The 20,803-nt window shown below is 61.9% G+C and carries 22 protein-coding genes; 4 read left to right on the top strand and 18 right to left on the bottom strand.

The window, feature by feature from the left end:
• Positions 1 to 63: 63 nt before the first annotated feature.
• The 14 genes from IEX16_RS18170 to IEX16_RS18105 all read right to left on the bottom strand — a co-directional run bounded on the left by IEX16_RS18170 (position 64) and on the right by IEX16_RS18105 (position 12,168).
• Entirely contained in the window at positions 64 to 282 is a 219-nt protein-coding gene (locus IEX16_RS18170) for a hypothetical protein (protein ID WP_188709901.1), read from the bottom strand.
• 162 nt (positions 283 to 444) lie between these two features.
• Entirely contained in the window at positions 445 to 1,098 is a 654-nt protein-coding gene (locus tag IEX16_RS18165) for an alpha/beta hydrolase (RefSeq protein ID WP_188709900.1), read from the bottom strand.
• A 103-nt stretch (positions 1,099 to 1,201) separates the two neighbouring features.
• Complete coding sequence (gene arfB, locus IEX16_RS18160) at positions 1,202 to 1,612, bottom strand: alternative ribosome rescue aminoacyl-tRNA hydrolase ArfB (protein WP_188709899.1); 411 nt, start codon at positions 1,610 to 1,612, stop codon at positions 1,202 to 1,204.
• Between the two features lie 17 nt (positions 1,613 to 1,629).
• A complete protein-coding gene (aroQ, locus tag IEX16_RS18155) occupies positions 1,630 to 2,076 on the bottom strand; it encodes a type II 3-dehydroquinate dehydratase (protein WP_188709898.1) in 447 nt (148 codons plus the stop codon).
• Positions 2,077 to 2,115: 39 nt separating this feature from the next.
• The gene (locus IEX16_RS18150; protein ID WP_188709897.1) at positions 2,116 to 3,198 is read right to left on the bottom strand and encodes a Gfo/Idh/MocA family protein; all 1,083 of its coding nucleotides are present in this window, start codon (positions 3,196 to 3,198) and stop codon (positions 2,116 to 2,118) included.
• Between the two features lie 45 nt (positions 3,199 to 3,243).
• Positions 3,244 to 4,476 (bottom strand): lyase family protein, encoded by a 1,233-nt coding sequence (locus tag IEX16_RS18145; protein WP_188709896.1) that lies wholly within the window; start codon positions 4,474 to 4,476, stop codon positions 3,244 to 3,246.
• A 121-nt stretch (positions 4,477 to 4,597) separates the two neighbouring features.
• Positions 4,598 to 5,491: a sugar phosphate isomerase/epimerase family protein gene (locus IEX16_RS18140; protein ID WP_188709895.1), complete on the bottom strand. Its 894-nt coding sequence runs from the start codon at positions 5,489 to 5,491 to the stop codon at positions 4,598 to 4,600.
• Between the two features lie 8 nt (positions 5,492 to 5,499).
• Positions 5,500 to 6,405 carry a VOC family protein gene (locus IEX16_RS18135; protein ID WP_188709894.1) on the bottom strand — a complete coding sequence of 302 codons (906 nt, stop codon included), beginning with the start codon at positions 6,403 to 6,405 and terminating at the stop codon, positions 5,500 to 5,502.
• A 23-nt stretch (positions 6,406 to 6,428) separates the two neighbouring features.
• Positions 6,429 to 7,193 (bottom strand): ABC transporter ATP-binding protein, encoded by a 765-nt coding sequence (locus IEX16_RS18130; protein WP_188709893.1) that lies wholly within the window; start codon positions 7,191 to 7,193, stop codon positions 6,429 to 6,431.
• A 1-nt stretch (position 7,194) separates the two neighbouring features.
• Entirely contained in the window at positions 7,195 to 7,941 is a 747-nt protein-coding gene (locus IEX16_RS18125; protein ID WP_188709892.1) for an ABC transporter ATP-binding protein, read from the bottom strand.
• Positions 7,938 to 8,945: a branched-chain amino acid ABC transporter permease gene (locus IEX16_RS18120; protein WP_188709891.1), complete on the bottom strand. Its 1,008-nt coding sequence runs from the start codon at positions 8,943 to 8,945 to the stop codon at positions 7,938 to 7,940. Before IEX16_RS18120 ends, IEX16_RS18125 begins: the two co-directional genes overlap by 4 nt.
• Positions 8,942 to 9,817 carry a branched-chain amino acid ABC transporter permease gene (locus IEX16_RS18115; RefSeq protein WP_188709890.1) on the bottom strand — a complete coding sequence of 292 codons (876 nt, stop codon included), beginning with the start codon at positions 9,815 to 9,817 and terminating at the stop codon, positions 8,942 to 8,944. The genes IEX16_RS18120 and IEX16_RS18115 overlap by 4 nt, the downstream gene beginning before the upstream one ends.
• A 93-nt stretch (positions 9,818 to 9,910) precedes the next feature.
• The gene (locus tag IEX16_RS18110) at positions 9,911 to 11,173 is read right to left on the bottom strand and encodes an ABC transporter substrate-binding protein (RefSeq protein ID WP_188709889.1); all 1,263 of its coding nucleotides are present in this window, start codon (positions 11,171 to 11,173) and stop codon (positions 9,911 to 9,913) included.
• A 26-nt stretch (positions 11,174 to 11,199) separates the two neighbouring features.
• On the bottom strand, positions 11,200 to 12,168 hold the full coding sequence (locus IEX16_RS18105) for a shikimate dehydrogenase family protein (RefSeq protein ID WP_188709888.1): 969 nt from the start codon (positions 12,166 to 12,168) through the stop codon (positions 11,200 to 11,202).
• Positions 12,169 to 12,360: 192 nt separating this feature from the next.
• Between IEX16_RS18105 and IEX16_RS18100 the strand changes: the two genes are divergently transcribed.
• On the top strand, positions 12,361 to 13,152 hold the full coding sequence (locus IEX16_RS18100; RefSeq protein WP_188709887.1) for an IclR family transcriptional regulator domain-containing protein: 792 nt from the start codon (positions 12,361 to 12,363) through the stop codon (positions 13,150 to 13,152).
• Positions 13,153 to 13,282: 130 nt separating this feature from the next.
• Positions 13,283 to 14,164 (top strand): DMT family transporter, encoded by an 882-nt coding sequence (locus IEX16_RS18095; protein ID WP_188709886.1) that lies wholly within the window; start codon positions 13,283 to 13,285, stop codon positions 14,162 to 14,164.
• 169 nt (positions 14,165 to 14,333) lie between these two features.
• On the opposite strand, the gene IEX16_RS18090 is transcribed toward IEX16_RS18095, so the two are convergent.
• From IEX16_RS18090 to IEX16_RS18080, 3 genes are all read right to left on the bottom strand, one after another.
• Positions 14,334 to 15,548, bottom strand: coding sequence for an MFS transporter (locus IEX16_RS18090; protein ID WP_188709885.1), 1,215 nt, complete (start codon positions 15,546 to 15,548; stop codon positions 14,334 to 14,336).
• A 270-nt stretch (positions 15,549 to 15,818) separates the two neighbouring features.
• A complete protein-coding gene (aroC, locus tag IEX16_RS18085) occupies positions 15,819 to 16,913 on the bottom strand; it encodes a chorismate synthase (RefSeq protein ID WP_188709884.1) in 1,095 nt (364 codons plus the stop codon).
• Between the two features lie 108 nt (positions 16,914 to 17,021).
• Positions 17,022 to 17,462, bottom strand: coding sequence for a hypothetical protein (locus IEX16_RS18080; protein WP_188709883.1), 441 nt, complete (start codon positions 17,460 to 17,462; stop codon positions 17,022 to 17,024).
• A gap of 173 nt (positions 17,463 to 17,635) precedes the next feature.
• Between IEX16_RS18080 and IEX16_RS18075 the strand changes: the two genes are divergently transcribed.
• The gene (locus tag IEX16_RS18075) at positions 17,636 to 18,058 is read left to right on the top strand and encodes a cupin domain-containing protein (RefSeq protein ID WP_188709882.1); all 423 of its coding nucleotides are present in this window, start codon (positions 17,636 to 17,638) and stop codon (positions 18,056 to 18,058) included.
• 209 nt (positions 18,059 to 18,267) lie between these two features.
• Here the strand turns inward: IEX16_RS18075 and IEX16_RS18070 are convergent, their stop codons facing one another.
• On the bottom strand, positions 18,268 to 18,924 hold the full coding sequence (locus IEX16_RS18070; protein WP_188709881.1) for a glutathione S-transferase: 657 nt from the start codon (positions 18,922 to 18,924) through the stop codon (positions 18,268 to 18,270).
• A 135-nt stretch (positions 18,925 to 19,059) separates the two neighbouring features.
• On the opposite strand from IEX16_RS18070, the gene IEX16_RS18065 reads away from it, so the two are divergent.
• The gene (locus tag IEX16_RS18065; RefSeq protein ID WP_188709880.1) at positions 19,060 to 20,277 is read left to right on the top strand and encodes a polyhydroxyalkanoate depolymerase; all 1,218 of its coding nucleotides are present in this window, start codon (positions 19,060 to 19,062) and stop codon (positions 20,275 to 20,277) included.
• Positions 20,278 to 20,803: the final 526 nt, after the last annotated feature.

Here is a 20,803-nt window from a genome sequence, read left to right as displayed (position 1 = left end):
GTCATTTTTCCTTGGCGCCGGAAGTGGTTTGTTACATTCAAGGCTGGAATCACGATCGACAGTTCAACGCAAAGGCATGACGCCAGCCCCAGCACGGGTCAGGCCAAATGCAGCACTCAAGGAGTCGCTGAGCCTCACCCAGTTGCCCAGCGTCTGCACCGGCACACCCAGGATCCTGGCCGTCACAGGCACGGCTTGCACACCCTCGACCAGGCGCATCGCCTCCAGCTTGAATTCCAGGGTGCACTTGCCCCGGGCCTGTCCGTCTTTTCTCTTGCTCATTTCTCATTCTCCAATTGCTGAATTGGACCATCAGCTATGGAGTACGTTTTTCGGGGGCAAGATCAGCTTTCCTTGTCATTGCGGGCTTGACCCGCAATCCATGCCACGCGGACCAATAGGGGTTCCCTCGACATAGATCCGGATCAAGTCCGGGATGACAGCCTATTCAGTCAACTCTTGTAGCCACCCCATCGCATCAACCAACTCCTGCTGAATCAACTCATGCGCACTCGGGTACTCCGAGTAACTCAACTCAATCGGCAGCGTCTCCACCAACTCCCGAATCGCATGCGCGCTGGCCAGCGGAATCACCTCGTCGTGCGTGCCGTGGCTTAGCCAGAGTTGTTTTCCTTTCAGCGCTTCGTGCGCTGCAACCAGTGGCACCACCTGGGTCAGCAGGCGGCTGTGCAGCACCATCGCCGCTTGCAGCAACGCGGGTTGCGACAGCAGCAGCGAGAGAGCCATGATGCCGCCCTGGCTGAAGCCGCCGACCACCACACGCGCCGGTGGAATACCGAGTTGCTGCGCCGCCGCGGCCAGGGTTTGCGCAACAAGCTGCCGGCTGGCGGCTTCCTGCGCTTCGTTGATCGTGCGTTCGCCCTGCGCATCAACGGTAAAGGCGAACCAGCCCCAGGCCGATGGCCCCATGGCATACGGTGCGCGCAGGCTGATCACGTGAAAGTTTTTGGGCACATAAGGCGCCAGACCGAACAGGTCCTGCTCGTTGCTGCCGACACCGTGCATCAACACCAGCAGCCACGGTTGGGCGGAGGGAGCAGCGGGCCGGTGAAGAAAAGACAGGGGAAGGTCAAGCATTGCAAAGCTCCGGCTCATAAATTTGCTATTATTTTAATAGCTGCTCACGCCCATCCGGTATGGGCTGGAGGCTGAAATAATCATAATTTTTGGTGAAACGCCCTCATTCATTGACCTTGCCGCGTGAACTCTTGATCTCCGACCGCTGGCTCTTGCCGGCCAGGCGCCGTTGCTTCGATCCGTACGTCGGCTTGGTCGCACGCCGCGCCTTCTGCGGCACCGACACAGCATCGACCACTTCCTGCAGCCGCGCCAGCGCGTCTGCACGGTTCATCTCCTGCGTGCGGTGCTGCTGCGCCTTGAGCACAAACACACCTTCCTGCGTGATGCGGCTGTCGCTCAGGCAAAGCAACTGTTCCCGAATGTGCTCGGGCAGCGACGAGGCCATGATGTCAAAGCGCAGGTGAATGGCGCTGGAGACCTTGTTGACGTTCTGCCCGCCTGCACCCTGGGCGCGGATGGCACTGAACTCGACTTCGCGCTCGTCCACCGGGAATTTCGGCACGGTGGACATGGCGGGGCCGGGACCGATCAGGCCATGCCGGCCAGCGCGGCAATCGCCAGCGCATAACCGGGCACGCCGAAACCGGCTATCACGCCTTTGACGACCGGCGACAGAAACGAGTGGTGGCGAAAGGATTCACGCGCATGCACATTGCTGATGTGCAGTTCAATCGCTGTCACGCCCGATCCCTTGATCGCGTCGTGCAGCGCCACGCTGGTGTGGGTGTAGGCGCCGGCGTTGAACACCACGCCGGCCAGCGTGCCGGCCGTCTGCTCACGACCGGCCTCCTGGATCGCATCGACCAGCACACCCTCCTGGTTACTCTGGCGGAAGTCGAGCTTGAAGCCATGCGCCGCGCAGGCCTTGGTACACAGGGCCTCCACATCGGCCAGCGTCTGCGCGCCATAAACGGCAGGCTCGCGCGTGCCGAGCAGATTGAGGTTGGGACCGTTGAGGACGAGAACTGTTTTCATTCGAAAGGCTTTCGGTTATTTCGCGGATTGTCCGGGATTTCAGATCAAATCATGCAGGGCAACAGTCTGGCCGGTGGCGATGGAGCGGCGCACGGCTTCAACGGTCAGCAGGCTTTGCAGGGCGTCGGTGACAGAGATTATCGGCGCAGCCTTGCCTTCGATCAAATCGCAGAAATGCGCAAGCTGCGCGGCCAGCGGGTCAGTCGCTTCCATCTGCAGTTTTCCCACGGCAAAAGGCGTCCACCAGCCCGGCTCCCGCCCGCCCGCGGCATACGACCAGGTGCGCAGCGTCGGCACCGCCAGCGAGCCGCGGGTGCCGGCCACAAAGTAGCAGTCTTCCGACGGGTAATTCGGGTAGTCGGCGTTTTCTCCCGAGGTCTGCTCCCAGCTGCGGGGTGAGGCCACGGTGTCCGACAGGGTGAAGGTGCCCAGCGCGCCGCTCGCGAACTTCAGCGTCATCACCGCGGTGTCTTCCACGTCGTAGCCGCGCACTGCGCTGGAGGCGACCGCATGCACGGAATCAATTTCACCGCAGAGATAACGCAGGTTGTCCATCTCGTGGATCAGGTTGATCAGAATCGGGCCGCCGCCAGCCTTTGTGCGCCATGGACCCTGTTCAAAATAACTGTCGGGCTTGTAGAACTGCGCGCTGCCCATGACGGTTACCACCCGACCAAGCTGGCCGGAGGAGATGGCCTGCCGCGCCAGTTGCAGCGTGCTGCTGTACCGCCTGTGGTGGCCCACCAGCATGGGAACGGAGCTGCCCTTGAGAGCGTCGGCCAGTTCACGCCCTGCCTTCAGCGAATGGGCGACAGGTTTTTCGATCAGCGCCGCAACGCCATGACGAGCGCACTGCAGGGCGCCAGGCACATGCAGGTGGTTGGGCGTGGCCAGAACCACGCCGGCAGCTTGCAGCGAAGCCTGCTGCGCAAACATGTCCTCCAGACTGGCAAACAGGGGCACGCCCAGTTTTTGCGCAAGAGCTGCCGTTGCCGGCAACGGGTCCACAACGGCGCACAGCCGCGCGCGCCCGCTGGCCTGGATCAAATCAATATGGCGGCGGCCTATGACGCCGGCACCGGCCACCACAAGTGGCAAGCAGGAAGCGTTTGGAGCAGTCATGTGGTTTGGAAGTTGTCTATCAGCGCCGCGCAGCGTGCGGCAAGGTCAGGCAGGCACCGACTCCGGCGCGGGCGCATCGATAGCCCGGATCATGGCAGTCAGCGTAATCACTTGCGCGCGTGTCATCCTGCCCGCATCAAGGGCCAGAGCCGGGTTAAACCATTCCACGGCAGCCTCGCTGGCAAGCCCGGCGCGCACGGCTTCCAGATTGGCCAGCATGCGCTGTGCATCCACCTGCAGCCCAGACAGTGCCTGCCCCATGGCACGAGCCGAGCCATGCGCAGACATCAGCAGCCCCGGCCACTCGGCCACCTCGGCCTGCCAGTTGCCAAGCGCGCGTTCGTTCTCCTGCGGCATGGCTGCCAGCAAGGCCGCCACGCGTTGCGGCGCACGTGCGCTCGCAGCCAGCGCCACCAGGCTGGCCAAGGGGTTGTGTTTATGCAGCATGGCTGTCGAGCTGCCACGACCCGGTTCTGTGGGCTCACGGATTTCGCCAACTTCAAACTGGCTCATGAGCGAAATGTCTTTGGCGATTTTTCCGAGGCTGCCCACCATCAGGCCCAACTCACACCCCAGCGCCACCCATTCGTCGCGCTGGGTGTGCCAGGCAAAGGCAGGCGCCTTGAGCTTGAGGTCGGCCGCCATCAGCGCGAGCACTTGCGGACCCTTGCCCTGCATGTGCGCCAGCGTGCCAACCGCGCCGCCAAACTGCACGTTCAGGGCGTCGCGGGCACGGGCCTGCAATCGCTGGCGGCCGCGCACCAGCGGCGCGGCCCAACCGGCACATTTCAGTCCAAAGCTGGTCACCGAGGCGGGTTGCATCAGTGTGCGCGCCAGCACCGGCTGGTCAGCATGCCGGCTGGCCAACGCCAGCAGCGCGGCAATCGCCCGGCTGACATCGACATCAATCATGCCCAGCGCCTCGCGTGTGACCAGCGCCAGTGCGGTGTCAATCACGTCCTGCGAGGTCGAGCCAAAATGCACAAACTCGCTGGCCTCCTTGTTGAAAAGACCCACGGTTTCTTTCAGGCTTTTGACCAGAGGAATCGCGATGCTGCCGGCCTGCCCGCTTTCGCGCACGATCTTGGCCACGTCAAACAGGTCCACCTTGCAGGTGCCGATGATGGATCGCGCCGCCGCCTCGGGAATCAGGCCAACGCTGGCCTGCGCCCGTGCCAGCGAAGCCTCGAAGTCCAGCATGGCCTCCAGGAAATTGCGCTCGCTGAACGCCTCCAGGATTTCAGGCGTGGAAAGAAAACCTTCGAAAATGCTGCTCATGCGATGTGCGTCCCGGGATGGTACGGAAGTTTTTTCGCCGGGCGGTCCCCATGAAAAATGCGCCCCGAAGGAGAAAAAAGGGGCAGCGCGCCGCAGGCCCGAAGTGACAGGCGTGGGGGCGTCATCTCTTCAGACGGATCTGGTTGGGCAGCGGAACGGACCGGCGCAGCACATCTTCGCCCAGCCACAGCGCCGAACGCCGGGCACGCGCCGCCACAGTGGCCAGTGGCATCTGCTGGTAGTCGTCGTTGAAGACCTCAAAGCTGTAGTCGCCGCGATAACCCAGGCCGTGCAGCCGTGTCACCAGCGCGGCCAGCGCTTCGCTGTGTACCCCTTCGCCAGGAAAAACGCGGAAATGCCGGGCCGTGGCGATACGTTCCTCGACCGACTTGATCTCGGTCCACATGAAGTCGGCTAGCTGCACCAGGAAAATTTTTCGGGGGTCCAGCATGTCCAGGTCGGCCAGCGGCGTGTTGGTTGCAAACATGTGGAAGGAATCGAAACCAAGCCCGAGGTTGGGCATGTCGGCCTCGCAGATCAGGTCCCAGGCCTGCGGAAACTCGTTGATCGTGCGGCCCCACGACAGCGCCTCGTAGGCGATGCGGATATTCATCGGGATCGCCAGCATGGCGAGCTTGCGCAAGTCCTTCACCAGCGTCTGATTGTCGCCGGTGGCATGCACGGAGGTGGACGAACAGATCAGCAGCAGGCGGCAGCCCAGCATGTGGCACATCTCCAGCATGGACTTGGCGATGTCGATCTTGTAGTCGTGCAAATGGCCGGACAGGCCTTCAAAGTCCCGCAGCACCTGAAAACCAGTGACACGCAGCCCACTGGCGCGCACAGCAGCCACCGCCGCTTCTATGCCCTCGGGATGGCCCACCATGTCTTTGGCCGCCAGCATGATCTGCGTGAACCCGGCATTACGCACAGCCTGCAGCTTAGCCTCCAGCGGGCCGGCCAGCGAGATGGTGTCCATCCCGAAATCGTTAATGTTTCCGCTGTCGTGGCTCATGGCAATCCTCACCCGCGCTCGTCGTGCACCAGCTCGAAGCTCACGCCGCCCAGCCAGGTGCGCGTCAGCGCGCCCCGGTCCTCGGTGTGCACGCCGCGCGATTCGACAAATTCCACACCGCGCTTGCCGAGTTCGGCCACGGTGGCCAGCACGTCGGCCGTGCCCAGCCCTACCCGCTGCAAACCTTCGTCGTCCTCCACATCGAGCACACCGGCCTCCGGCTCGATCAGCTGGATGTAAAAGCGCGAGGCTGCCGGACACGGGCTCTGCAAAATCCGCCCCTTGGGCAAGATGCCGAAGCGCTGCTCGGCCGGCAGCTCCGTGAAGCCGAACAGCTCCCGGTAAAACTCCGACCAGTCGTCGACGCGGTCGTTGCCGATGTACTGCACCACGCCGAAAAAATGCAGGCCGGCCACAGCCGGCGGCCGCGGGTCCACACCAGGAATCGGCACGAAGTCTACGTCGTAAATCGAGAACTGGTCGTACCGGTCCACAAAGTAGAGGCGGCTGGTACCCACGCCATGAATCGCCGGGATGTTCAGCTCCATCACTTCGACGCGAGACGGCACGGCCCAGGCGCCGCGGTCCAGCGCGCGGCGGTAAGCGGCGGCGGCGTCGCGCACGCGCAAGGCCACGGCCGCAATCACCGGTTTGTCGCCAGCCGCCTCGCCTTCCGGCAGCGCCGGCGCGTGGGCATTGACGATCACATGGATGGCGCCCTGGCGGTACAGCAGTACCTCGCGCGAGCGGTGACGCGCAACGGGACGGAAACCCATCATCTCCAGCACCTGGCCCAGCGCCTGCGGCTTGGACGTGGCGTATTCGATGAACTCGATGCCGTCCAGTCCGAGCGGGTTGGCGGCCGGGGTAATGGACTCGCGATCAGCGGTGTTTGTCTGGCGTACGGTGTTCATGGCTGTCTCCAGTTCCTAAAAAATCAGGATTCAGTCGTCGCAGGCAAGGCGTGAGCAGAGCCAGACACATGGCCACCGCCCAGGAAAAGCCGCTCGATGTTGGGGTCGGCCAGCAATTCTGCTGCGGGCTTGTGCAGCACCAGCTGGCCAGACTCCAGGGCAATCGCGTCATCGGAAATCTTCAGCGCGCTCTTGACGTTTTGCTCCACCATCAACACGGTGGTGCCTTGCGACGCGAGTTTCTTCAGCAGCTTGAAGACATCCTGCACCACCAGGGGCGACAGGCCGATCGACGGCTCGTCAATCAACAGCACCTTGGGACGCAGCAGCAATGCGCGTCCCACTTCGAGCTGCTTTTGCTCCCCGCCCGACAAAGCCGACGCCTGCGAATGCAGCCGCTCCTTGACCCCGGGGAATAGCTCCAGCACTTCGGGAATACGTTCGTGCGTGGTTTTGGTGCCCAACGTGATGCCGCCCAGCTCCAGATTCTGAAACACGGTGAGTTGGCCAAACAGGTTGCGCCCTTGGGGAACGAAAGCAACGCCTTTGGCCAGCAGCGCTTTCTGTGTGGCGCCGCTGATGTCCTCGCCATCCAGCAGCACGCGGCCCTGGCGCGGCTTGAGCAAACCGAACAATGTTTTCAGCACCGTAGACTTGCCCGCGCCATTGGGGCCCAGCAGCAAGGTGATGGAACCGCGCTTGATCTTGAAGGACAGGTTGTTCAGGATCATGAAGTCCTTGTAGCCGGCCACCACGTCGTCAAATTCAATGCAAATATCGTCGGCCATGTCAATTCCCTAAATAGGCGTCAAGCACCTCTTTGTTTGCGCGTATCTCTGCCGGTGTGCCAATGGCCAGCACCCGCCCTTCCACCATCACCATGATGCGGTGGCACAGGTCCATCACAAAGTCCATGTTGTGCTCGATCACCACAAACGATCCTTTGCGGGTGCGGTTCAAATCCTTGAGCAGCGTGGAAATGCCGCCGACCAGACTGGGGTTGACGCCCGCGCACGGTTCGTCGAGCAGCACCAGGTCGGGCTCGGCCATGAAGGCCATGGCAATGTCCACCAGCTTTTGCTGGCCGTAGCTCAGCGTGTTGGCCAGGCTGTCTGCCACATGGCGTATGCGGAACTGGTCGATCAAGGCGTCGGCTTTTGCACCCAGACCAGAGTCGGGCGGCGCAAACATGCGGCCAAACATGGAGCCCGTATGCTCCTGTGCGGCCACGATCAGGTTGTCACGCACTGTCATCTTGCCAAACACCTGCAGCGTCTGGAAGGTACGGCCTACACCGCGGCGGCTCAGCTCCAGCGGGGACAGGCCGGTGATGTTCTTGCCATTGAGTTCGATGGCGCCGGCATCGGGGCTGATCTGGCCCAACACGCTGTTGAACATGGTGGTCTTGCCCGAGCCGTTGGGCCCGATCACGCCAAAAATCTCGCCGGGCATGACTTCAAAGGACACGCCGCCTACCGCCTGGATGGCGCCATAGGCTTTCTTGAGGTCGGTGACCTTGAGGACAGGGGCCATCATGATGCACCCCCTACCCGTGCGGCGCTGGCGGTGCGCGCCGCCGAGGCCAGGCGCGCCGCGCGTTTGGCGCGCAGGCGGTCGGGAATGCTGAGCAAGCCATCGGGGAGCCAGACCATGAGCAGCACCACCGCTGTGCCGAACATCGGCAAGTACCAGTTGGACACCAGCGGTACATCGCGCAGCCATTCGGGCAGCATCACGCCCACTGCAGCGCCAATGACGGGCCCGAGGAAATAACCCGCCCCGCCGACCACCACCATCAGATACATCATGATGGACGCCGCCACGGTAAATGGCCCGGGCTCGATGAACTGCACCAGCGAGGCAAACAGCGCACCGGCCACACCGGCGTAGACCGCGCCAATGGCAAAGCTCAGCAGGGTGTAGTTGCGAATGTCCACACCCAGGCTTTCAGCGCGTATCGGGTTGTCGCGCAAGGCCTTGAAAGCCTTGCCCCAAGGGGAGCGCAGCAGGCCCCACAAGAGGGCCGACATCAGCAAAGTCACCGCCAGCACAAAGTAGTAGTAAGGCCGGTTTCCTTCAAGCGAATAACCAAACAGCATGGGGCGGGCTATGTTGTTGATGCCGAAGGTGCCGCCGGTCAGCCACTCTTCGTTGCGCATCACCAGCCAGATGGCGGTGTTGAAGCCCAACGTGGCAAAGGCCAGGTAAATTGCCTGCACCCGTAGCGCCGGAAAGCCCAGTATCAGGCCCACGACAAAGCAGATCAGCGCGGCTGCGGGCAGACCCACCCAGAAACTTATGCCCGCCTTCATCATGATGGCCACGGTGTAAGCGCCTATGCCGAAGAAGGCCGCATGGCCCAGCGATTTCTGTCCGGCGTAACCGACGGTCAGGTTCAGGCCCATGGTGGCAATGATGAAAATCAGCCAGTAGGTCAGCAAATAAATACCGTAGTTCTTGAGGTATTGTGGCACTACAAAGACCAGCAGCAGGCCCAGCACGGTGGCGACAAGCGCCGCCTTGTGGTTAAGGAGTTTCATACCTTGCGCTCCTCTTTCTTGCCCAGCAGACCTTGTGGCTTGAAGAGGATGACGATCATGAAGATGATCAGCGCCACCGCATCCTTGTAGGCCGGCGACAAATAAGCGGCAGCGAGGTTTTCACACACGCCCACAATCAGCCCGCCCAGCAAGGCGCCGCGTGAGTTGTTGAAGCCGCCAATGATGGCGGCAAAAAAGGCCTTGGTGCCCAGGCCCTCCCCCATGTCGAACTTGGCCAGGTAGGTGGGCGTGACCAGCAGAGCCGCAGCCACTGCCAGCACGGCGTTGATGGCGAAGGTATACAAAATCATGCGCGGCACGTTGATGCCCAGCACCGAGGCGCTCTCGGTGTTTTGCGCCACTGCCTGCATGGCGCGGCCGGTGACGGTTTTGGCCAGAAAGGCCTGCGTGGCCAGCACAATGCCTACGGCCAGAGCGAAGGTGCCCACGTCCTGCAGAGTGACGGTGACGCCTGCGATGTTGAACAGCTTGTCCGCAAACAAACTGGGGAAAGGATGAGCCTCGGCGCTGTAGCCGGCGCGCATGCCATTGCGCATGGCAATCGACAGGCCGATGGTGGCCACAACGATGGGCATCATGCCGAACTTGAACAAGGGGTCCACTACACCGCGTTTGAACACCCAGCCCAGCAACACAACCGCCAGCAACACGGTAAGCACAAAGCTCACCAGCATGGGCGCGCCCAGCGAGATGAATGCCAGCAGCATGAAGGCCGGCAGCATGACAAATTCGCCCTGCGCGAAATTGATGGTGCCGGAGGCTTGCCACAGCAGGGTGAAACCCAGAGCTGCCAGCGCATAAATGCTGCCCGTGGCCAAGCCAGAGAAAAAGAGTTGTAGAAAGTCGGTCATGGCTGTCGTCTCACAGGACGCAAAACATAGGGATGAATAAACAAGGAGAGAAAGGAAAATGGCCGGCGCCGTTTGCGCGCCGGCCTTTCAGCATCAAGGCTTGGCTGCGGCCTTGTCGGCAGCCGGTTTGGTAGCTGCGGGCTTGGCGGCTGCCGGTTTTGCGGCTGCGGCTTTGGTAGCTGGGGCGACCGTTGGAGAAGCAGACGCAGTCACCTGGGTCAGCGGAGTGATCAGTTCCACCACTTCCTGCTTGCCGTTTTTCACCTGCACCATGAAGCTCATGCGGTCCAGATCGCCCTTGTCGTCAAACTCGGTGTACATCAGCGCGCCCGGGTATTTGTCGGTGTTGACCTTCAGGCCTTTCATCGCCAGGGCCACAGCCTTGCGGTCGAGCTTGCCGGCTTTTTCAATGGCAGCCTTCAGCACGTAAACGCCGGAATAGCCTTTCATGCCGTTGTGGTCGGAAATGTATTTGTAGTCGCGCTCGAACTTGGCGCGAAAAGCTCGAATCGCAGGAATGGGAGCGTCCACCGTCAGTCCCACGTGGGCAATCGCGCCATTAGCGGCCTCGCCGGCAAGCTCGATTACTTTTTGCCCAGTCAGCGTGGTCTCGCCAATGATGGGCTTGGTCCAGCCCTGCTTGCGCAACTCCCGCAGCAAGCGCGCAGACTCTTCCTCGTTGGAATAGACAAACACACCATCGGCGTCGCTCTGTTTGACTCGCAGGACAGCGGCGGAAAAATCAATCTGGCTTGGCTCGGTTGAAATTTCGGTCAGGATTTTGGTGGGTGAGTTCGCCAGCGACTTGCGGATCATGTCCATGCCGCCTTTGCCGAAGTCATTGTTCACGTAGATCACCGCCACGCTTTTGAGCTTGGCCTGGTCCGTCATGTAGCGCGCCACCTTGGGCATGGCGGTGGCCTGGGTAAAGCTGGTGCGAAATACGTAGGGGTTGCCCTGCTGCGTGATGCTGGCAGCCTCACCACCGGTGAAGTTGGGCACCTCGGCACGGCGCGACTCGGCCATGCTCACCATGATGGAGCCAGAAAAAACCGGGCCGAAGATGGCAAACACGTTGTCGTCGATAGCTTTTTGCGTCAGGCCCTTGGCGACGCCGGGGTTGCTCTGGGTGTCGGCGGTGGTGGTCTGGATTTGTTTGCCCAGAATACCGCCTGAGGCATTGATCTCCCTGACGGCCAGTTCCACGCCGTTCTTGAAGTTGGTGCCCGCCGTGGCGCCGCCACCGGACAACTCCACAATGTTGGCGATCTTGATCACATCTTGTGAAAAAGCGGTGCTAGCTCCCAGTGCAATTGCACAAGTTGCTATTAATTTAAGAGCGAATCGTTTCATCATGGCTGTCTCCTCTTTGGATTTAAAAATCAATGCACTATGAGTCGTGGTTCCCCGACTCTTGGGATTGGAACGCTGGTGGCGGGTCTGGCGGGTTTGGCACCGCGCCTGATCTCTCCCGCCATCTCGGCGGGATAAAGGTACTCGCGGATAAATGTGGCGTCCTGGCGTACGGCCTGCGCCGCCTCGGCATAGCCGAAAAAATCAAGGTAGTCCGGCGCTTGCTGAATCAGCATCTCAAAGCCGGGCTGCGCCACCTGCTGCCGCGCGCGGACGGCGCGAAGCAGCGGCGTGGGCTGGTTTTTCATCAAAATATCCAGCACAGCGGCATGGGGCGCCAAACGCGACACATCGCAGGGCAAGGGGTCGGCGGCGTGCAAGCCCAAAGGTGAGGCATTGATCACCAGATCAAAAGGAGCGGGGTCGCTGCTGCCTACGGCAACCACCAAGGCGCCATCCGGCGCCTGCGCCATGATGCGTCCGGCCACCCCTTGCGCTTTGCCCGGCACCGGGTCGTAGAGCGCTATTTCTGCCGGCGCGCTGTCGCCTGCAATGGCCAGCGAAGCAGCAATCGCCGAGGCACCACCGCCCGCGCCCAGGATCAACACCCGCTTGCCGGCATAGGCCACACCAAAATAATCCAGCGAGGAGACACAACCCTTCCCGTCAAAAAGTCCGCCCTCCAGCTCGCCCTGGCTGTTGCGGCGGATGCCGTTGACGGCGCCGGCCACACGCCCATAGTCATTGCATGCCGACAGCAGGCCCATCACCAGCGACTTATGGGGAATGGCGAAAAACATGCCCTTGATGTTTTTGGCGAGGAAAGCGGTGCGCACAAAGGCCTCGATATCCCCGGCCGCAACATGTACAGGCACCAATACCGCATTGATGCCCAGCGTGCGGAAGATCAGGTTGAAAACTTCAGGCGCACGCACCTGCTCTACCGGATCGCCGGGGATGAGGAAAACGTCGGTATCGCCTTGAATGTTGGACAGCATGACTGATTAGGCTAAATGTTCGATGATCAGTTATATACGGTGAATTTCGATGGACTGTATCTGCTAGGAGCGTACTTCACAGGAGAAGTCATGGGAAAAAGATCGATAGTCGCTCACTTTTGATCGACTATCGATCAAAACAAGGGTTTTACCCATACAGATGAGTCGAATCACTATCCAATACTTCACCCCATGCCCACGTCCGACTCCACCCCTTCTACAGTCCCCGCGCTCGACAAACGCGACTGGATCGCCGGCCTTGAAAAAGGCCTGGCTGTCATCGAATGTTTTGACGATGCCAACCCGCGCCTTACCGCCAGCCAGGCCGGTGCGCGCTGCGGCATGACACGCACTGCCACACGCCGCTACCTGCTGACGCTGGAGCATTTGGGCTATGTGGCCACTGACGGCAAGCTGTTCTGGCTGACGCCGCGCGTGCTTCGGCTGGGACAGTCTTACCTGGAGTCCGCGCGATTGCCGCGCATCGTGCAGCCCTTTCTTCAGCGTGTGACCGCAGGAACGCAGGAAAGCGCCTATTTGAGCGTGATGGACAACGACGACATCATTTACCTGGCACGCAATGGCGCGAACCGGGTCATGAACACAGGCTACGTGCTGGGCGCGCGCGTGCAGGCACAAGTCACAGCGGCCGGCATGCTGATGCTGGCTTTGCGCGACCCGGTCTGGCTGGAGAACTGGCTGACCAATCACGAGCTCAAGGCCTACACCTCCTACACGATCTCCAGCAAGGACCGTATGCGCGTGGAGTTGGCACGTGTGCGCGCAAACGGCTGGGCACTTTCGGAACAGCAGCTTGAGCTCAACTACCGGGGCATTGCCGTTCCGCTGCGTGATCGGCACGGCAACGTGGTCGCCGCGCTGAGCGTCACCATGCCCATGGGCCACGAGTCCAGCGAAGACGCGGTCGCCCGCGTGCTGTCGGTGCTTAGCGAAACCGCGCAGGCGATGCGCAACCTGATCTGACGTCTCACACCCGACCAGCTATTGATTTGATAGCTACCAGCTCAATCGAGACGAGGGTCAAGGTCAGATTTTGTTCGGCAATTTGCATGACAGCGGTAGCGAGGTGAATCGCGCACAATCGACAGTCCCCATGCACACCCGCCACTTCCTCCAGTTGATTGCCCTGTCCGCGCTCTGGGGCGGCTCGTTTCCCTTGCTGCGCATTGCCAGCCCTGCCCTCGGCCCCTGGCTATTGGCGGGCCTGCGCTGCGCACTGGCTGCGCTGGTGCTGGCGCTGCTGATGCGGGTGTTGCGCCAGCGCTGGCCGGTGCGCGCCGCCTGGCCGCGGCTGGCGCTGTTGAGCCTGCTGACGGTGGTCGCGCCGTTTGTGCTGTTCAACTGGGCGGCGCTGGTGATCCCGGCCGGCTACTCGGCGGTGCTCAACGCCACCGCGCCGCTGTTCGGCGTGCTGGGCGCAGCGGTCATGGGGGAAGAACGGCTCAGCGGCCGGCGCCTGATGGGCTGCGCCATCGGTTTCGCCGGCGTGGCGCTGCTGGTGCAACTCGGCCCGGTCGCTGTCACCACGCCGGTGCTGCTGGCCGCGCTGGCCTGCACCGGCGCCGCAGCCGGCTACGGCTTCGGCTCCACCCTGATGAAACGTGCCACGCTGGAGCACGACGCCCTGCCGGCTTCAGCCGTGGTGCATGTGGCCGCTGCGCTGCTTTTGCTGGTGCCGGCTGGCGCCAGCGTGCCGGCAGCGAACTTCAGCACTGGCGCGATGATCGCGGTCGCGGTCCTGGGTCTGTTCACCTCGGGGTTGATGTACTGGATCAGCATGCGGCTGATGCGCGAGATTCCGGCCAGCGCCGCCACCTCGGCGGCCTTCATGATCCCGCTATTCGGCGTGGCCTGGGGCGGCATCTTTCTGGGCGAGCCTGTCACCTGGGGCATGGCACCGGGCTGCGTGCTGGTGCTCACGGCCACCGCGCTGATCACCGGCTTCAATCCGTTTCGCGATCGCGGCAAGACGTGACCTGTCTGTCATTGCGGGCCTGACCCGCAATCCATGCAGCATGGGTTTGCGACTCTGCAGATGCGACATGGATCCCGGATCGAGTCCGGGATGACGGCTTTACTTGCTACAAAATCAGTAGCTGCTTGCGCTCACCCGGTATGGGCTGGAGACATAAAACGCTTGTGATTCAGGCCACAGGCGAAGCGGCGGCATCAAGCCCACGCTGCAGCCGCCACGCCCGCCAGGCGCAGAAGGTGGCGATGGCACTGGCGGCCGCGCAGGCCCAGTAGACACTGCCCAGCCCATAGACCGAGCTGAGCACACCGCCCGCCAGGCCGCCCAGCACGCCGGGCAACCCGTAGGCGACCACTACGTAGAGTGCCTGGCCACGGCCGCGCAGCCGCCCTGGAAAATGATGCGACAGCAAGGCGATACACACCGTGTGGTGCGTCGCGAAGGTCAGCGCATGCAGCATCTGTGCAAACACCAGCACCGCCAGTACGCCGGCGCAAGTGGCGGTCAGCCCCATGCGCAAGGTCATGGCAGCGGCGCAAATCACCAGCCAGCCGGTCAGGCTGAAGCGCGGCAACCAGCGGCCCTGGGTGTAGAACCAGCCAATCTCGACAATGACCGACACCGCCCACAGGATGCCGATCATGGCCTTGCTGTAACCAATGCTGTCCAGGTAAAGCGAGAAAAAGATATAGATGCCGATATGCGCCAGCACATGGAAAAACGCCGCCGCGAAAAACCACTGCACCGGCCGTTGCTGCAGCACCGGCAGCACCGGCACCTTTTCTTCATGCGGGTTGACGGCCTCCTTCAGGTTGGGCAGGCACCAGACGCTGATGGTCACCGCCAGCAGCGACAAAAAGGTCCAGGCCGGAAAGTGTTGCATGCCGAAGATCTCGAACCAATTGCCCGCGGCAAACACCGTCACCAGAAAGCCGAGCGATCCCCAAAGCCGCACCCGGCCGTAACGTCGCGCATCGAAGGCTCCGCCCTGGCTGATCAGGTGCGCCATCGCGGCCTCGCTCATGGGCATCATGGCGCTGGTGTGGGTGAACATCACCAGCAGCACGGCGGTCAGCCACCAGATGCCGAAACGTGAATCAAAATCCAGCCACAGGCCGCAGGAGCTGATCAGCGCAACCGTCGCGCCATACCGCAGCAGCTTGACACGTTCCCCAGTGTGATCACTGAGCGCGCCCCAGCCGTAAGGCGCAAACAGCCGCGTGGCCGCCTGCACCGAAGTCAGCAGGCTGATCGCCAGGATGCTGAAACCGAGCTCCTTGAGCCACAGCGGCAAATAGGGGTTGAAGAACCCGATGTGGGCGAAGTAGCTGGCCGACAGCGCCGCAAACGGCACCAGCTGGCGGCGCCGCGCGGCGGCTTCAGGCATAGGGCCTGTTAACACTATTTATGCAAGTGCGAACGTGGTGAAAACAGTGCAAATCAAGGCGCTCGACGACGGTCAGACTGGCCGTCTGACCTAGGTGTGCAGAGACTAGTGGGGCTGTTTTCACCCCGTTCCCTCCGGGTTGCGGCCAAAAAGGCCATGCGCAGTGTTGCAAAGCCTTGCCGGGCGTCAGCCCGGCTGCGTTTTGCGCCTCGCGCATGACCTTTTTGACTCGCAACGCATCTTGCATAAATAGTGTGAACAGGCCCTGATTCAGGCCGAGCCGTTGATGGCCCGCATCGGCGAGACCACGTCGCCGCACTGCGCGCGATGGCGCAGGGCATGTTCCATCACCACCAGCGCCAGCAGCGCTTCGGCAATCGGCGTCGCGCGTATGCCGACGCAGGGGTCGTGCCGGCCCTTGGTGATGACCGAGGTCGGCTGGCCCGCCATGTCAATGGACTCGCGCGGCGTGAGGATGGAACTGGTCGGCTTGATGGCAATCGACACTTCAAGATCCTGCCCGGTGCTGATGCCACCCAGCACGCCGCCGGCGTTGTTGGACTTGAAGCCTTCCGGCGATAACGAATCGCCATGGGTGCTGCCGCGCTGCGTGACACTCGCAAAACCGGCGCCTATCTCCACACCCTTGACCGCGTTCAGGCCCATCATGGCAAAGGCGATGTCGGCATCCAGCTTGTCGAACAGCGGCTCACCCAGGCCCACCGGCATGCCGCTCGCAGTCACCCGGATACGCGCACCGCAGGAGTCGCCGCCCTTGCGCAACTCGTCCATGTAGGCTTCCAGTGCCGACACATCGGCGACTGGCGCGAAGAAGGGGTTGTTCGGCACATGCTCCCAGGACTCGAAACCGACGGCCAGGTCGCCGACCTGCGTCATGCAGCCGCGAAAGGTGGTGCCGAATTTTTCCTTCAGCCACTTGCGGGCCACTGCTCCGGCCGCCACGGTAGGCGCCGTCAGCCGCGCCGAGGCCCGGCCGCCGCCACGCGGGTCGCGGATGCCGTACTTCTGCAGGTAGCTGTAGTCGGCATGGCCGGGCCGGAAGGTGTTGAGGATGTCGCCGTAGTCCTTGCTGCGCTGGTCGGTGTTCTTGATCAGCAGGCAGATCGGCGTGCCCGTCGTTTTACCCTCGTACACGCCTGAAAGAATCTCGACCACATCCGGCTCGTTGCGCTGGGTCACGTACTTGCTGGTGCCCGGCCGGCGCCGGTCCAGTTCAACCTGGATGTCCGCCTCGCTCAGCGCCATGCCCGGCGGGCAGCCGTCAATCACGCAGCCAATGGCCGGGCCGTGGGATTCACCGAAGTTGGTGACTGCGAATAGGGTACCTAGGGTGTTGCCGCTCATGCGAGGATTATCCCAGATGAGTTTGGGGGGAAAGGCAAGTCATGAAGGCCCAACTCAAAGCCAAACGCCTTAGAAGACGCGTGGGGTCGAAATATTGGAACCAAGCGATCAATCGACCGAGCGCGCAACCACTGGGGGTGGAATGGATTCCAGCTTTTTGACCAAACGTTCTGCGTGTGAATCTTTAACCAAATATCTAATCCGGATAACTATTGCCGTGACCCCGATAAAGATCATGGCGGCGACTGGCCAGTAGATTGGCCAAGCACGTGAAATACCAAGGTTGCCTAGGATAACCGCGCCAAGTATGGCGGCAAAACCAATCCGCGAGGCAATCAGACCACCCAGTTGGGCAATTGCAAGAGTTCTGCGCGCCTCCGTGAGCTCAACACCCTCCCTCGGACGAAGCACGTGAGAAATTTCACTCTCGTAGATGAATTCTTTGGCGCGTTCCGGCTCCTGTAGAACACGCTTGGCCTTGGCCAAATCCAGAGATGCGGTGAGGCCAACACCTTCGTCAAACTGTTTGTCGAAATTTTTAGACTTCATACAGTGCCGCCTCCTCTGCGCTCCCATGTCGTGCTGAGGCTATCAATCAAACAGGGCCAGCGGAGATTCATAGCGTGAAGAATACCTGACACCTCAAAACAGCCGCCAACTGGAACACTTCCTGCTTTCTGCACTGCACCACCCCTTTGATGCACTGACCGAAGGAGCACCCCATGCTGGACCGCACCACGACCGCCTTCTCCCACGTCAAACCCGGTGACACGCCCTTTGTGTCGGGGGGCTTGCGTGACTTCTTTCTTTACCGCGACCTGGGCGTTGCTGAGGCGACGCACGGAAAAGTGATTGCGCACCTGGTCAAGGCCAACATGGCACCGGAAACGGGCACGGGCTGGCACCGTCATGAGGCGGAGTTCCAGATCGTCTACATGCTCAAGGGCTGGGCGCGGTTCATGTACGAAGACAAGGAAACACTGGTGGAGGCCGGCGACGTGGTGCACCAGCGCCCTGGCATCAAACACTTCCTGTTCGACTACTCACCCGACATGGAGTACCTGGAGATTGTTTCGCCGGCGGACTTCGGGTCCATCGACGTGGAACCGGTTTGCGACATTCCACCGCCTACTCCCTGGAAGTAGCTCCATTGAATGTCATGCCGGACTCGATCCGGCATCCATGAATTCGACCCCAGGAGTAGCGCGGACATGGATTGCGGGTCGAGCCCGCAATGACAAACCCGCTGACGCGGCTTCCCCAATGTCAGCAGGGGCCGCGGGTCCGGCTTTGCCGGCCCGCAGGCGCCGCCCCCCAGTGGGGGGAAGCGGCCGTCAGGCCGCTACGGGGGGCGTCAGAACTCAGCGTCAAGCTCGTCAATCTCGTCCGGCTCCTTCTTCGCTGCGGCCACCCACTCCTTCATCGCCGGCAGCTCCATGATGCGTTTGCAATACGCGGTGCAGGTCTTGTCCAGCGCCACGTCGTAGGTCATGAAACGCGTGACCACCGGCGCGTACATCGCATCAGCCATACAGGGCTGTTTGCCAAACAAGTAGGGCCCGCCGTAGCTGCCCAGGCATTCCTTCCAGATCGCGATCACCCGGTCGATGTCGCCCTGGGCGCGTGACCAAACCTTGAAGTTGGGAAAGTGCGCCTTGATGTTCATCGGCAGCGAGGCACGCAGGGAGCCGAAGCCCGAATGCATCTCGCCGCAGATCGCGCGGCAATGGGCCCTGGCTTTCACGTCGGCCGGCAGCAGGCCGGCTTTGGGTTTGATTTCGTTGAGGTATTCGGCGATCGCCAGGGTGTCCCAGACCTTCACGCCGTTGTGCTGCAGCGAAGGCACCAGCATCGACGCTGACAGCAGCAGCATCTCGGCTTTCATCGACGGATCGTCCGGCGGAATGACTTTTTCGGTGAAGTCCAGGCCGGCCAGTTTGGCCGTGAGCCAGCCGCGCAAGGCCCAGGCACCGTAGTTCTTGCTGCTGATCGTGAGAACCGCTTTGGCCATGGCTTGCTCCTGGGATATGTCTGTATCCAGTGCAAGGGCTGTGCCAGAAAAGTGCATGCGCCCTGCGCCGGTTGGCCCGCAACTTGCCTGCAAACAGCCCAGGGGGGCCCACCGGCTGCCCATGACAGGAGAGTCATGTTGTATCAGGCCTACCAGCTTCAGTCCGACCTGATGTCGCCGCTTCGCCTGATGGCCCAGGGCCTGAGCGCGTCGCTCTGGCTGCAGAACACCGAACGCAGCATCACCCGCCGCATGTCGGCCGCCAGCGAAGTCATCTCGCGCATGCGCCTGACCCACACGCGGCCGGCCTACGGCATCGGCTCAGTGGTCGTGGACGGCGAGGCCACGCCGGTCGAGGAAGAAAACGTGCTCGCCCTGCCCTTCGGCAGCCTGCTGCATTTCAAAAAGCCGGTCTCCGGCGGACGCCATCACCCGCCGGTGCTGCTAGTGGCGCCGCTGTCGGGTCACTTTGCCACCCTGCTGCGCGAAACCGCCCGAACCCTGCTGCAGGACCACGACGTTTACATCACCGACTGGCACAACGCCCGCGACGTGTCGCTCCAGCACGGCGCGTTCGGGCTGGACGACTACATAACCCACATGATCCAGTTCATCGAGGCGATCGGCCCCGGCGCCCATGTGGTGGCGGTGTGCCAGCCCTGCGTGGCGGCGCTGGCGGCCACCGCCGTGATGGCCGAGGACGACCACCCGGCCCAGCCGCGCAGCCTGACGCTGATGGCCGGCCCGGTCGATTGCCGCGTCAACCCGACCGGCGTCAACACGCTGGCCACCAGCAAACCCATCGAATGGTTTGAAAAGAATTTGATCAGCTATGTGCCGATGCCGCATGCCGGCTACATGCGCCGCGTCTACCCGGGTTTTGTGCAGCTCAGCGCCTTCCTGAGCATGAACCTGGACCGCCACAAAAAATCGTTTCAGGACCTCTACCAGCATCTGGTGGACGGCGACATCGACAAGGCCAACGTGATCCGCGTGTTCTACGAAGAGTACCTGGCCGTCAACGACCTGCCGGCCGAGTTCTACCTCGAGACGGTGAAAAAAGTCTTCCAGACCTACGACCTGCCGCTGGGCAAACTCACCTACAAGGACCGCATCGTCAAACCCGCCGCCATCCGCCGCACTGCGCTGATGACGGTCGAGGGCGAGCGCGACGACATCTGTGCAGTCGGCCAGACGGTTGCCGCGCTGGACCTGTGCAGCAGCATCCGCCCTTACATGAAGACGCATCACATCCAGACCGGGGTCGGGCACTACGGTGTCTTCAGCGGCCGCAAGTGGAACCAGCAGATCTACCCAAGGGTTCGGGAGATGATTCATGCGAGTTTGGGGTAATTTGAGAATCAAATCGGGCTCTAGCCCATGTCGGATATGTGTAAGACGCTACTGAATTCGTAGCATCATGCTGCGCCTGCGGTCCGTTCTGGATAGTAGGAGCGACTCCCCACTCCCACCCCTAGCCCCTCCCTCGCCCCGCTGGGCGATGGAGGGGGACCTCATGTGGCCGTGTGCGCTGCGCTCGCGTGCAAACATGACGGTCTGTTGGGATTCCCGTCCTTGAAGCGCTTCGCGCTTCAAGGACTCCGGATTGGCGTTTGGTATTGGTCTTCTCCTCACCCGTCGGGCTGGGCCGAGGAGCGGAGCCGAAAACGGATCAGGGCGAGCGATTGTCTGAGCGCAGCGAGTTCGAGCTCGACCCCGTTTTCGGTGAGCACCGCAGGTTGCCCGCAGCGAAGCGCAGGGACCCGGACCATCGGGTCGCCTTTTCTTTTGCTTACTTTTCTTTTGGCGACGTGTATGGACCGGACACATGGTGGACAGGTGTGCGGGGACATGGGTGACACTTTCCGGTCAATTAGCC

This window comes from Polaromonas eurypsychrophila (assembly GCF_014641715.1).
GTDB classification, from domain to species: Bacteria; Pseudomonadota; Gammaproteobacteria; order Burkholderiales; family Burkholderiaceae_C; genus Polaromonas; species Polaromonas eurypsychrophila.
Note: the sequence above shows the minus strand (reverse complement) of the source record. Positions and strands in the feature narration are given on the sequence as shown.

Excerpts from the sequence above, each read along its gene's own strand:
- IEX16_RS18130 (WP_188709893.1), bottom strand. The coding sequence starts at position 7,193 with ATGGCCGACGATATTTGCATTGAATTTGACGACGTGGTGGCCGGCTAC.
- IEX16_RS18135 (WP_188709894.1), bottom strand. The coding sequence starts at position 6,405 with ATGAACACCGTACGCCAGACAAACACCGCTGATCGCGAGTCCATTACC.
- IEX16_RS18095 (WP_188709886.1), top strand. The coding sequence starts at position 13,283 with ATGCACACCCGCCACTTCCTCCAGTTGATTGCCCTGTCCGCGCTCTGG.
- IEX16_RS18145 (WP_188709896.1), bottom strand. The coding sequence starts at position 4,476 with ATGAGCAGCATTTTCGAAGGTTTTCTTTCCACGCCTGAAATCCTGGAG.
- IEX16_RS18070 (WP_188709881.1), bottom strand. The coding sequence starts at position 18,924 with ATGGCCAAAGCGGTTCTCACGATCAGCAGCAAGAACTACGGTGCCTGG.
- IEX16_RS18150 (WP_188709897.1), bottom strand. The coding sequence starts at position 3,198 with ATGACTGCTCCAAACGCTTCCTGCTTGCCACTTGTGGTGGCCGGTGCC.
- IEX16_RS18120 (WP_188709891.1), bottom strand. The coding sequence starts at position 8,945 with ATGAAACTCCTTAACCACAAGGCGGCGCTTGTCGCCACCGTGCTGGGC.
- IEX16_RS18080 (WP_188709883.1), bottom strand. The coding sequence starts at position 17,462 with ATGAAGTCTAAAAATTTCGACAAACAGTTTGACGAAGGTGTTGGCCTC.
- IEX16_RS18090 (WP_188709885.1), bottom strand. The coding sequence starts at position 15,548 with ATGCCTGAAGCCGCCGCGCGGCGCCGCCAGCTGGTGCCGTTTGCGGCG.
- IEX16_RS18140 (WP_188709895.1), bottom strand. The coding sequence starts at position 5,491 with ATGAGCCACGACAGCGGAAACATTAACGATTTCGGGATGGACACCATC.
- IEX16_RS18075 (WP_188709882.1), top strand. The coding sequence starts at position 17,636 with ATGCTGGACCGCACCACGACCGCCTTCTCCCACGTCAAACCCGGTGAC.
- IEX16_RS18105 (WP_188709888.1), bottom strand. The coding sequence starts at position 12,168 with ATGCTGTCCAACATTCAAGGCGATACCGACGTTTTCCTCATCCCCGGC.
- IEX16_RS18165 (WP_188709900.1), bottom strand. The coding sequence starts at position 1,098 with ATGCTTGACCTTCCCCTGTCTTTTCTTCACCGGCCCGCTGCTCCCTCC.
- IEX16_RS18110 (WP_188709889.1), bottom strand. The coding sequence starts at position 11,173 with ATGATGAAACGATTCGCTCTTAAATTAATAGCAACTTGTGCAATTGCA.
- IEX16_RS18170 (WP_188709901.1), bottom strand. The coding sequence starts at position 282 with ATGAGCAAGAGAAAAGACGGACAGGCCCGGGGCAAGTGCACCCTGGAA.
- aroQ (WP_188709898.1), bottom strand. The coding sequence starts at position 2,076 with ATGAAAACAGTTCTCGTCCTCAACGGTCCCAACCTCAATCTGCTCGGC.
- IEX16_RS18115 (WP_188709890.1), bottom strand. The coding sequence starts at position 9,817 with ATGACCGACTTTCTACAACTCTTTTTCTCTGGCTTGGCCACGGGCAGC.
- aroC (WP_188709884.1), bottom strand. The coding sequence starts at position 16,913 with ATGAGCGGCAACACCCTAGGTACCCTATTCGCAGTCACCAACTTCGGT.
- IEX16_RS18065 (WP_188709880.1), top strand. The coding sequence starts at position 19,060 with ATGTTGTATCAGGCCTACCAGCTTCAGTCCGACCTGATGTCGCCGCTT.
- IEX16_RS18100 (WP_188709887.1), top strand. The coding sequence starts at position 12,361 with ATGCCCACGTCCGACTCCACCCCTTCTACAGTCCCCGCGCTCGACAAA.
- arfB (WP_188709899.1), bottom strand. The coding sequence starts at position 1,612 with ATGTCCACCGTGCCGAAATTCCCGGTGGACGAGCGCGAAGTCGAGTTC.
- IEX16_RS18125 (WP_188709892.1), bottom strand. The coding sequence starts at position 7,941 with ATGATGGCCCCTGTCCTCAAGGTCACCGACCTCAAGAAAGCCTATGGC.